Source organism: Pseudomonas sp. OV226 (assembly GCF_003148705.1).
Classification (GTDB): Bacteria; Pseudomonadota; Gammaproteobacteria; order Pseudomonadales; family Pseudomonadaceae; genus Aquipseudomonas.
Window position 1 is genome coordinate 346,500 of the sequence record NZ_QGGS01000005.1, and the last position, 10,824, is coordinate 357,323.

Sequence of the window (10,824 nt, forward strand, 5' to 3'; positions counted from 1 at the left end):
GGTTCCAAGGCAGGCTCAAACCGCACTAAACCGCCGGCTCAACCCCTGCTCCGCAAACTGCTCAATGATGAAATCCACAAACGCCCGGGTCTTGCCCGGCAACAGTTTGTGTTCCGCGTAATAGATCGAAATGTTGCCATCGTCGACATACCAGTCCGGCAACACCCGCTGTAGCTTCCCGCTTTCCAGATACCCCGAGGCAAACGGCATGCTCACCAGCGCAATCCCCAGTCCTTGGGCCGCCGTTGCGCACGCCGCTTCCGAATCGCTCATGGTCATTCGCGCCTTCAGCGTCAACGGGCTGTGTTGCTGCGTGCGGCTGGTCAACTGCCAGGAACGCACCCGGCCGGTCTGCGGGGAACGAATCAGGATGCCATCGTGGCGCTTCAAGTCGTCTGGCTCGATGATCGCTTCGTGTGTGCTCAAGTAATCGGATGACGCCACCAACACCCGGTGCGCCGGTGTCAGCTTGCGTGCCACCACGCCTTGGGGCAGTTCGAATCCACCGCCAATGGCCGCGTCGAAACCTTGCGCGATCAAATCGACCTGGCGGTTTTCGAAATGCCAGTCCGGATTGATCGCCGGAAACCGCCGTAAAAACTCGCCCAGCAACGGCACCACATACAATCGTCCAAACACAGTGCCCATGCTGACCTTCAACGTCCCCGCCGGCCGCCCTTCGGCGCTGGCCAGATTGGCGACGGCATTCTGGATGGTGTGCAGGCTGGAACTGACTTCGTTGAGAAACAGCTGACCGGCCTCCGTCAGTGTCAGGCTGCGCGTGCTGCGCTGAAACAGCCGCACGCCGAGCCGCGCCTCAAGTTTGGCAACACTCTTGCCCACGGCGGCCGGGGTCAGACTCAAGCGCCGGGCGGCTTCGGCAAAGCTGCCCACCTCGGCACTGCGCACGAAGCATTCGATACTGCTGAAGGTTTCCATAGGCGCCACTATAAACTTTTGGTTTACACAGACTATCGTAATTACCGTCTACTCAGCGTGTAATCCTCAATCGATACTAGGCTCCATCAACCGGGGCATCTCGCTTCGGGACTTTGGAGATCGATATGACTACTCAGAACCTCAGCGGCAAAGTGGCTTTGATTCAAGGCGGATCTCGGGGTATCGGCGCAGCCATCGTCAAACGCCTGGCCGCTGAAGGCGCGGCAGTTGCCTTCACCTACGTCAGCTCCACGGTCAAAGCCGAAGAACTGCAAAACAGCATCACCGCCAACGGCGGCAAAGCCCTGGCCATCAAAGCGGACAGCGCCGACGCCGAGGCCATTCGCAACGCTGTGAGCGCTACCGTCAAAGCCTTCGGTCGCCTGGACATCCTGGTCAACAACGCCGGCGTGCTGGCCGTTGCCCCCCTGGAAGACTTCAAGCTCGAAGACTTCGACCAGACCCTCGCCATCAACGTGCGTAGCGTATTCATCGCCACCCAGGCCGCCGCCCAACACATGACTGAAGGCGGTCGCATCATCAACATCGGCAGCACCAACGCTGACCGCATGCCCTTCGCCGGTGGCGGCCCGTACGCCATGAGCAAGGCAGCGCTGGTCGGCTTGACCAAAGGGCTGGCCCGCGACCTCGGCCCACGCGGCATCACCATCAACAACGTGCAGCCCGGCCCGGTCGACACCGACATGAACCCCGCCGACGGTGACTTCGCCGAAAGCCTGATCCCGATGATGGCAGTGGGTCGTTATGGCAAAGCCGAAGAAATTGCCAGCTTCGTTGCCTACCTCGTCAGTCCGGAAGCCGGCTACATCACCGGTGCCAGCCTGACCATCGACGGTGGTTTCGGCGCCTGACCCTCGGCTTGATCAAAACAAAAACGCCGGCAACCCTGATCAGGTTGCCGGCGTTTTTTGTTTATCGCTTCAGGTCCATTCCAGGGCCGGCAAACCACACGCGCTCGGCGTGAAGGCTTTCAGCGAACGAAGAATGCCATCGGCATGTGCGTATTTTTCGTCAGCCATGGCCGCGTCCGGGATCGCAATAGCAGTCATCCCCGCCGCCTTCGCCGCGGTGACCCCGAACGGCGAATCTTCAAACACCAGGCAGTCCTCAGGCGCAACACCCAGGCGGCGCGCCGCCGTGAGGAAGATATCCGGTGCCGGCTTGGCTGCACCTACTTCCGGGTCATCGGCCGTCACGATGAAATCGAACAGCGCAAACCAGTCACGGTGCAACGTGGTTTTCTGGCCGAACGACTGGCTCGAAGAACTGGTACCGACTGCGATCGGAATACGGTTGGCCTTCAAGTGCCGAACCAGCTCCTGCGCACCGGGCATCGCCAGCGCCGTAGGAAAACGCTCACGCATCAGCGGCTCGCGGATCACCAGGAACTCTTCGGCGGTGATCGGCAGATCAAGCGCCTCGACCACGTACCGCGCCAGATCACCCGCCCCACGCCCGATGATGTTCTGCTTGATGCTCCAGTCGAACACCCGGCCGTAACGCGCGGCAATCAGGGACGTGACCTCGGTATAAATGCCCTCGGTGTCCAGCAGCAAACCGTCCATGTCGAAAATCACAGCCTTGATCGGGCCGAACGTGTTGAGCGGTGCATTCATCGCATCTGATCCGTTTTCAAATGACACCTCAGAGACGGCTCAGGTACGGCCGGGTCCGTGATCGATTAAAGGATTCAGCAGCATAGCGAGCGCGGCTGACGTTGGGCAACGGGCAATGCCTGGCCGTTACAAAAAGTGCTCGTCGTCATTTAGCGAATCCTCCTACATAAAACGCCTCCTTTCCCGACTTCTTTACCCGTTGATCCCAAGCAAAGTCTCGCGCTCATCTTGATCTGCGCGAGGGACTGCGAATGTTCGTACCTGACAAGGTACTGGCCTTGAATAACGCCATCGGCTTGCTGGTGGTCGCCGCCATGGACCCCAAACAGCCGAACGTCGAGGCGCTGCTCGCTGACTTTCGGCTCTGTCTCAACGATTACGACGCGTGGGCCGAGAGTTTCTGGACTGGCAAGGCACTGGAGATCGAGCAGGTATTCAAGGTCGGCAACGATGTCCGGCTGATCGCACCGAAGCACTCCACTGCGCCCGTCAGTTCAACCGTCGGCGCATGCCCGGCCAGCGGCCCGTTGACACTGGTGCACATGTTCGAGGCCGCGCGATTCGTCCCCATTGGCAATACGCCGGTGACGCTGGAACCGTTGAACCCGGACGGAACATTTGGCGAGCCGGTTCACCACCAGATCGGCCCCAGCGGCATCCTGGAGGTCCCCAAGTGCGAGCGCGGTCAACGTTACCGCATCACCTTCTTTCCAAACGTTTCCACCGAACACGTCAAAGCGCTGTACGCCTCTTATCAAAGCGTCATCGGCGAACTGGAAGGTTGGTTGCGCAACGAATGGACGACTGAATTCGAACCTTCCTGGGTCGAGTTCGCCGAGGCGGGTTTCATCAAGCGCTACGGCCTGCTGCAACAGGCTGACTGGCGAGGCTTCGAGAATGCGCTGAACGGTTTGTGGGACGACGTGAAGCAGATATACGAGCTGATCGCGGACCTGCAAGCCAACAGCCAAAAGCTCCTTGAGTACCTGACCGAGACCGAACTTGAAACACTGCTGAAGGCCTCGGCGGAGTCGATCGCCAATCTGCTGCTGATGCTGAGTGACGAGCCGTTGATGTTCATTCATCTCGCGGCGTTTACCAGCTGGGTGCGGATGCTGCCGCCACATCACGCTGCAGAGGTTGTGGCGGAAATCCGCACAGGCATTTTGATCGGTTTTCTCCTGGCACGATTTACCGGCACCAAAGGACTGAAACTCGGCATCAGTGCCAAGGTGCTGAACAAGCTCAAATCGGAACGGGCGCGCAAATGGCTGGCTGCCGCGAGTTTGCGGCTGGCCGCTCAATCCGACCTGACGCCCCATGCGGAGGTATTCAAACCCCTTGCGGTCAACGCCCGCACTGCTGCGCTGAACCCCGCGCCTACGCTGCCATTACAGATAAGTGCCGGCTCTGCGCCCATAACGCAGGTGGAAAATCCGCTCGCCATCGCTCGCAAAAAATCCGCAGCCACCACCCGCCTCAGCCGTCACGAACACCGTGACGACGCCTCCGAACAGGCGAAAAACCCCAATGGCGACAGCGCCGACTGCGGGCCGCTGACCTGTACGAACGGTTGCCCGGTGTCGATGGTCACCGGCGAAGAGTTGCTGACCCTGGAGGATGGTTCACTCAATGGCTTGCTGCCCTTTGCGTTCACCCGGTTGTACCGAACCAGCGCCGTGGAAATCGATTGCGGGCTGGGCTGGGGCTGGAGTCATTCGCTGGCGCATCGGCTGGAGCTGGACGCAGAACACGTCGTCTGGATCGACCATGAAAACCGTCGTACGACGTTTCCGCTGCCCAGCCAGGAACGCCCGGCCATCCATAACAGTCTGTCGCGGGCCGCGATTTATCTCGGGGATCAGCCAGAGGAATTAGTGCTCGCATTGGCTGGCGAGACGGTGCGGTTTTATCACTTTCGCACTGGGCGGCTGACCACGATCAGCAATGCCTACAACAACCGGGTGCACATCACCCGCGATCGTCAGGATCGCATTCAGCGCCTCGACAACGGTGCAGGCCGTTCGCTGCTGTTGCGCTACGAGCGCCGGCACATCGTTGCCGTCGAGTATCAATCGTTTCATCCCGCCGACACTGCGGATGACGCCTGGCGTACAGAGCAAACGCTGATTTCCTACCGCTACGACGCCCGCCAGCGACTGATCGAAGCGACCAATGCCGCCGGTGAAAGCGAGCGGTACGACTACGACGACCACCACGTGATTCTCCAGCGGCAACTCGCCGGCGGGGCAGGTTTCTTTTGGGAGTGGGAACGGTCGGGCAAAGCGGCCCGATGCATTCGGCACTGGGCGACGTTTTCGCAGATGGATACACGCTATGCCTGGGACGACAACGGTGGCGTGCGGGTTAAAAGCGTCGATGGCAGCGAAGAAGCCTACGTCCATGACGATACGGCGCGGTTGGTGCGTCGGGTTGAGCCAGAGGGTGCCGAGTATCTCAAGACTTATGACCACAAGGGTCATCTGATTGCCGAACAGGGGCCGCTGGGAGCGATCACTCAATACCGCTACGACGAGATCGGGCGGCTGATTGCGCTGATTCCACCTGAAGATGAGCCAACGTCCTACGAATACCGCAACGGTTTCCTGCATGCGTGCTCTCGCGGTAAAGCCGTATGGAAATATCAACGCAATGCTCAAGGCGATGTCACCGAGGCCATCGATCCCGATGGCCAAACCACCCATTACCACTACGACACCCAAGGACGGCTGCTCTCGATTCGTTTTCCGGACAGCAGTCGTCAGGTTTTCGTTCGGGATGCACTTGGGCAACTGATCGAAGAAACCCTGCCGGACGGCGGTCAGCGGCGGTTTTCCTACGATGTTCTGGGACGGAAAATAACCTTTCAGGACGAATTCGGCGCTGTCACTCACTACCAACGGGACGCCGTTGGCCGACTGATCCAGACAACTCTTCCTACTGGCGCCAGTCGAGCCTTCAGTTACAATGCCTACGGCAAGATCACTGCCGAACGGGATGAACTGGGTCGTGTCACGCGTTTTGAGTACGACGATGACTTGCACCTGGTCAGCCGCCGGATCAACCCCGACGGCACACACCTGCGTTACCGCTATGACAACGCACGGCTGCTGCTGACCGACATCGAGAACGAGTCCGGTGAACGTTATCGACTGGACTACACCGCCAGTGGATTGGTCCGACAGCAAACCGGTTTTGATGGTCGACGCACGGCGTATGCCTACGACCTGAATGGCCATTTACTGGAGAAAACCGAGTACGGCGATGACGGCTCGAAGCTGATTACGCGCTACCAGCGGGACTCGGCCGGTCGGTTGCTGATCAAAACCCTGCCTGACGGCACCAAGGTTGAATATTGCTACGACAGCCTCGGTCGGCTGGTCAGCGTCGACGACAGCCAAGACCACCCACTGGAGTTCGAATACGACACCCAGAACCGCCTGATCACTGAACACCAGAGTTGGGCCACGTTGCGTTATGGCTACGATGCCTGCGGCCGGCTCAATCACCTGCGCCTGCCGGACAACAGCAAACTCAGCTACCACCGCGCCAAAGGTGGCGCGCTGACCGCCATCGACCTTAACGGCACACGCCTCACAAGCCACACCTCCCGATTCGGTCGCGAGTTACAACGCCAGCAAGGCCTGTTGCGCAGTCAGTACGACCACGACGAACAAGGCCGCCTGAAAGCCCACGCTGTCAGCCAACACCAACAGTCGCTGTATCGGCGCGACTACACCTACAACGCCAACGGCAATCTCGACTACATCGCAGACACCCGTCATGGCCAACGCAACTACCAATACGACCCTCTCAACCGCCTGATCCGGGTCCGTCACTCGCGCGATCAACAACCCGAAAGCTTCGCCCACGATCCCGCCGGCAACCTGTTGATGCAGGACCGCCCCGGCCCGGCAGCCGTCAAAGGCAATCGTCTGTCGATGCAAGGCGACCGTCACTTCGACTACGACGCCTTCGGCAACCTGATCCGCGAACGCCGCGGCACCGCGCAAAAACTCGTCACCGAATACCGCTACGACTGCCAGCACCGGCTCATCGGCGTCACGCTGCCCAATGGCACTTGCGCGACCTACCGCTACGACGCCTTCGGCCGCCGCATCCGCAAAACCGTCGACGGCAAAACCACCGAGTTTTTCTGGCAGGGCGACCACCTCATCGCCGAACACAGCCAGGAGCATCACCGCAGCTACCTCTACGAACCCGGCACCTTTCGCCCCCTCGCCATGCTCGACGGCAAAGGCCCGCGCCAGGCCTGCCCGTTCTACTACCAACTCGACCACCTCGGCACCCCGCAAGAACTCACCGATTACAGCGGCGACATCATCTGGGCCGCGCAATACACCGCCTACGGCCGCCTGACCCGACTGAACCGCGATACCCACCAGGTGCTGGACCAACCGTTGAGGTTTCAAGGGCAGTACTTCGACGCGGAGACAGGCCTGCATTACAACCGGCATCGTTACTACAACCCGGATATCGGGCGGTACCTGACACCGGATCCGAGTGGGTTGGCGGGCGGGATTAACGGGTATCAGTACACGCGGAATCCTACGGGCTGGGTTGATCCGTTGGGGTTGAATGAATGTCCTGGGGCGGATGGGTGCAAGAGGCCGGGGTTTGGGGATGAGGATCCGGCGGGGAAGGTTAGGGTTGATGAGGGTGCGCCTTCACTTCCTTCCTCGACAGAAAAAAGCGAGTATCTATATCGTGGTGATCTGCGTAAGCCCGACGAAATTTTTGATACTGGATTCTTGAGCAGAGGAGATAGTAATGACTTATTACTTCACGTTTGGGACAACAAAAACCCTCCGAGCAATTTTATCAGTACATCTACTGACCCAGAGATAGCGATAGATTTTGGCACTGAATACAGGACAAAAAATGGCTATATGTACACACTCAAAAGGGTTTTTGGTCATGACGTCAACAAGGAGTTGCACCCCAACGATATCCCTTACAACTACGAAGATGAGATAGCTATTCCTAGAAAAGTAAAGACCGAAGACATTTTAGGCGCTACACCACTAAAAAAAGACGGCAGCTATGTTGGGCATTCGATACCGAATCCACAAAGGAAACGACCATGACAATTGAAAAGATCTCTATCTTAATCGGTGACAAATTAGAGATTGCAGTACTCGATTACGATGTAGATTCGCCTGCTATCCAAATAACACTAGAGAATGGCTGGACAAAAAAACTCTCAGGACTTGATATTTATGAATGCCTTGGAAAAATAATCCAATCGCTTCCTGATGTTAAATTTCTATGTAAAGGCGCAAAAATAAACGTGCGGCCGTCCAGCATGTCCTCACAGATGAGTTGTGGGATCATGGCCTACGAGCACAAGCTAGGCGTCCGAGCCTCAAGAAAGGACCTCGTCAATATCTTTCAGTATGACGACCAAGACATTATTAATGACCCAAAGATGCAAACCGATTTTTTCTACCGCTGGTTAGAATCACTAAAAAATAGTTAACAAAAACAAAACACACCATCTTGAATCCGAAAACACCTATGAAAGCATTTGAAATAGCCACGCACTCCAAGGGAGTCCACTTGCACCACTGTTTACCCATTCACGAATGTCATCGTAAATGTCTGCTGGCCTCGTGGCGTACGAGCTCAATTTAGGTATACCCACGGATCCTGAGGACATGGTGAGAATATTCGACTATGAGGAAAATTAAATTACCAACGACACCCAGTTGCAACAAGAATTCTACAAACGCTGGATCGAGTCGCTATCAAAATAGATGTTTACACCTATTTATAGTGCACTAGCTTTTAGGGCTAGAGTCATGACAACAAAAGACGTGTAAAGCCCAACAAATAGCTGGGCTTTGATAGTTCAAGCACTTTTTCGTGCTGACCACCATTGTCCTTTTCGACATCGCTAGCTCCTGCATCACCAGAACGACCAGATCCTCCAGCCCCACCACCTCTCCCCATCGAACCTCCACCACTCACCGCCCCCGGGGAAGTACTGCTCCCATTGGCATCCCCACCATTCCCACTATTAATAGAGCCGGGCGGTAGCGCGTTGCCATTCGCAAAATTCGTATTCATTTCAGTGGACGGAGGCATCCCGCCTTTATCCACAGGAGTATCGTTCCCGTAAGACTGGGTAAACGCAGTCAACGAGCTAACCGACAACAGCCCGCAACGGCCAAGGCTGCAAACTTTGAACCGATCCTGGTGCATCTCCTTAAAAAGGAGCCGCACAATCGACGAGCGGTTTCTAGCTCGGTTCACCCGAGTAATCATCACCGGCAATGTCCGGATCTTCAGGATCAGCCTCGACATCACCGCGCTTCACATCATCAGCGGGCACTTGTTCCACCGCCGTATCGTCATCCGGCGGACGTTGATCGCGACCCAGCGAGTCGGTCGGCGAAGGCAGCGGATACTCTGGAGTGTCATCAAAGTCGGTTTTTTTCGGATCAGCGTTCATAAGCACCTCTCGAAGGACCTGAAGAGCAGGTCCTGATATTTCGAGAGGCCGGGTTATACATGCGTTCGATCAAAGAGACGTTCGGTCAACGAGACCGCACAAAGATCAATCTTCGTCGTCTTCATACTCGTCTTCGTACTCAAGATTTCCCACATCACCCGCGTCATCGGAATCATTGAGCGGCACCGTGGCGTCGTCAATCAATGAACCTGGATCTTCATTGCCGGGATCATTGATGAACGGAAGCCCACTCGGGCCTTTTTGTTCTTTGCCTTCGGTTTCCGGCGTCATGGCGGGCCTCGCAATTATTGGGGGGTGTATAAAGTTCGAGAGTAGCTGCCGCCATTCGTTCCGGCTTGCCAGGCACAGATACGAAAAGCCCGGCGCTAGGCCGGGCTTCTACTCGTTGGCGAGTTAGTGATGCTTGTTTTTGTGCTTATGCTTGTGTCCGTTACCGGAATGGGAGCTGCCATGATTATCGTCGTCGCCCAGGTTGTTACCGACGGCACCACCCGCGGCACCACCCAGGCCAGCACCGATGGTCGAACCGGTAGAGCCGCCGAGGCTGTTGCCAACCACCGAGCCGCCTGCTGCGCCCAAGCCGCCGCCAATGGCCGCCTCATTGCGATTGCCTTTTTCCGCCCCGACCGCGCTCCCTGCCGCGCCGCCGACACCGGCGCCGATGGCCGCTCCCGTGCTGCCGCCCAATTGTCCGCCGACGACATTACCCAACGCCCCGCCCAGGCCGCCGCCCACCGCAGCGGTGCCGTCGTTGGCCGCCATTGCACCTTGAGCCGCCAACAGTCCCACCACAAACACGGACAGCGCCAAACGTCGAGCGTTGATGCTTGTACACTTTTTGCCATTGTTAACCGGGGTCATGGGAAGCCTCGTATTCTTCTGGGGTATATGAGCTTCGAGGCTTTGTTTAAAGAATCGTTCATAAACGAAAAAGCCCGGCATTTAGCCGGGCTCTTCAATGGGCCGATCAGGATCAGTGACGCTTGTGACCTTTGGCCATGTTGCTGCCTACGCCGCCGCCCAGTGCACCACCCAAACCTGCGCCGATGGTAGAACCGGTCTTGCCACCCAGGCTGTTGCCGATCACTGAACCACCCGCTGCACCCACACCGCCACCAATGGCGGCTGAAGTGCGGCTGCCTTTGCGTGCGGTAGCAGCACTGCCGGCCGCGCCCGCTACGCCAGCACCAATCGCTGCGCCGGTGCTGCCGCCCATGCTTTGGCCGACCACATTACCCAGCGCGCCACCCAGACCACCGCCGATTGCGGCGGTGCCATCGCTGGCAGCCATCGCACCTTGAGCAACCAGAAGCCCAAGAACCAGGGAAGGCAGTGTTAAACGCATGACGAAACCTCAAAAATAGGGGAAAAAAGAAAGCCGGGGATTAAATGCTGTCACGCAGTAAACGTCCACACAAAAACCACCGCACCGCTCAATCAGCGACGGTTGGACAGCTTTTATGGGAAAGGTTTTATGACAGGCAAAAAAAAGCCCGCTGGGGAACGGGCCAGGTACTGCTTTCTAACGGATGGTTTGAGCCTACGGAGGTGGCTGTGAAAAGTATGTGAAAAAGTAAACGGCATCATTACCGAACGTCGGCACTTCAGGTTTCAACCGGTAATCGAGATTTCACACATGAAAAACCCCGCTCGATGGCGTAATGCTGTTCACTTAAGCGGAGCAGCCTTACGGTCCACCGGAAACCGGGTTTTTGAAATCTTCACCGTCCTTGGCCTTGAAGGCCTTGGGCG

Annotated in this window: 9 protein-coding genes; 3 read left to right on the forward strand and 6 right to left on the reverse strand. The window is 57.4% G+C overall.

The features are described 5' to 3' along the window. Positions 1-15: 15 nt before the first annotated feature. Positions 16-939 (reverse strand): LysR family transcriptional regulator, encoded by a 924-nt coding sequence (locus C7534_RS12820; protein ID WP_109785981.1) that lies wholly within the window; start codon positions 937-939, stop codon positions 16-18. 125 nt (positions 940-1,064) lie between these two features. On the opposite strand from C7534_RS12820, the gene C7534_RS12825 reads away from it, so the two are divergent. After that, the gene (locus C7534_RS12825; RefSeq protein ID WP_109785982.1) at positions 1,065-1,811 is read left to right on the forward strand and encodes a 3-oxoacyl-ACP reductase family protein; all 747 of its coding nucleotides are present in this window, start codon (positions 1,065-1,067) and stop codon (positions 1,809-1,811) included. A 69-nt stretch (positions 1,812-1,880) separates the two neighbouring features. On the opposite strand, the gene C7534_RS12830 is transcribed toward C7534_RS12825, so the two are convergent. After that, positions 1,881-2,576 (reverse strand): HAD-IA family hydrolase, encoded by a 696-nt coding sequence (locus C7534_RS12830; RefSeq protein WP_046027071.1) that lies wholly within the window; start codon positions 2,574-2,576, stop codon positions 1,881-1,883. 251 nt (positions 2,577-2,827) lie between these two features. Here C7534_RS12830 and C7534_RS12835 point away from each other — a divergent pair, with 251 nt between their 5' ends. Continuing rightward, complete coding sequence (locus tag C7534_RS12835; protein WP_109785983.1) at positions 2,828-7,684, forward strand: RHS repeat-associated core domain-containing protein; 4,857 nt, start codon at positions 2,828-2,830, stop codon at positions 7,682-7,684. Next, positions 7,681-8,076: a hypothetical protein gene (locus C7534_RS12840; RefSeq protein WP_109785984.1), complete on the forward strand. Its 396-nt coding sequence runs from the start codon at positions 7,681-7,683 to the stop codon at positions 8,074-8,076. Before C7534_RS12835 ends, C7534_RS12840 begins: the two co-directional genes overlap by 4 nt. Before the next feature lie 762 nt (positions 8,077-8,838). Here the strand turns inward: C7534_RS12840 and C7534_RS12850 are convergent. The 4 genes from C7534_RS12850 to C7534_RS12865 all read right to left on the reverse strand — a co-directional run bounded on the left by C7534_RS12850 (position 8,839) and on the right by C7534_RS12865 (position 10,417). Continuing rightward, complete coding sequence (locus C7534_RS12850; protein WP_109785985.1) at positions 8,839-9,051, reverse strand: hypothetical protein; 213 nt, start codon at positions 9,049-9,051, stop codon at positions 8,839-8,841. A 105-nt stretch (positions 9,052-9,156) separates the two neighbouring features. Further along, complete coding sequence (locus C7534_RS12855; protein ID WP_046027075.1) at positions 9,157-9,342, reverse strand: hypothetical protein; 186 nt, start codon at positions 9,340-9,342, stop codon at positions 9,157-9,159. 123 nt (positions 9,343-9,465) lie between these two features. Beyond that, the gene (locus C7534_RS12860; protein ID WP_177412238.1) at positions 9,466-9,933 is read right to left on the reverse strand and encodes a glycine zipper domain-containing protein; all 468 of its coding nucleotides are present in this window, start codon (positions 9,931-9,933) and stop codon (positions 9,466-9,468) included. A 112-nt stretch (positions 9,934-10,045) separates the two neighbouring features. Further along, complete coding sequence (locus tag C7534_RS12865) at positions 10,046-10,417, reverse strand: bacteriocin (protein ID WP_046027077.1); 372 nt, start codon at positions 10,415-10,417, stop codon at positions 10,046-10,048. Positions 10,418-10,824 lie beyond the last annotated feature (407 nt).

What these genes read in the sequence shown, in the direction of transcription:
- C7534_RS12840 (WP_109785984.1), top strand. Translation starts at nt 7,681, where the DNA reads ATGACAATTGAAAAGATCTCTATCTTAATCGGTGACAAATTAGAGATT.
- C7534_RS12865 (WP_046027077.1), bottom strand. Translation starts at nt 10,417, where the DNA reads ATGCGTTTAACACTGCCTTCCCTGGTTCTTGGGCTTCTGGTTGCTCAA.
- C7534_RS12820 (WP_109785981.1), bottom strand. Translation starts at nt 939, where the DNA reads ATGGAAACCTTCAGCAGTATCGAATGCTTCGTGCGCAGTGCCGAGGTG.
- C7534_RS12830 (WP_046027071.1), bottom strand. Translation starts at nt 2,576, where the DNA reads ATGAATGCACCGCTCAACACGTTCGGCCCGATCAAGGCTGTGATTTTC.
- C7534_RS12825 (WP_109785982.1), top strand. Translation starts at nt 1,065, where the DNA reads ATGACTACTCAGAACCTCAGCGGCAAAGTGGCTTTGATTCAAGGCGGA.
- C7534_RS12850 (WP_109785985.1), bottom strand. Translation starts at nt 9,051, where the DNA reads ATGAACGCTGATCCGAAAAAAACCGACTTTGATGACACTCCAGAGTAT.
- C7534_RS12835 (WP_109785983.1), top strand. Translation starts at nt 2,828, where the DNA reads ATGTTCGTACCTGACAAGGTACTGGCCTTGAATAACGCCATCGGCTTG.
- C7534_RS12855 (WP_046027075.1), bottom strand. Translation starts at nt 9,342, where the DNA reads ATGACGCCGGAAACCGAAGGCAAAGAACAAAAAGGCCCGAGTGGGCTT.
- C7534_RS12860 (WP_177412238.1), bottom strand. Translation starts at nt 9,933, where the DNA reads ATGACCCCGGTTAACAATGGCAAAAAGTGTACAAGCATCAACGCTCGA.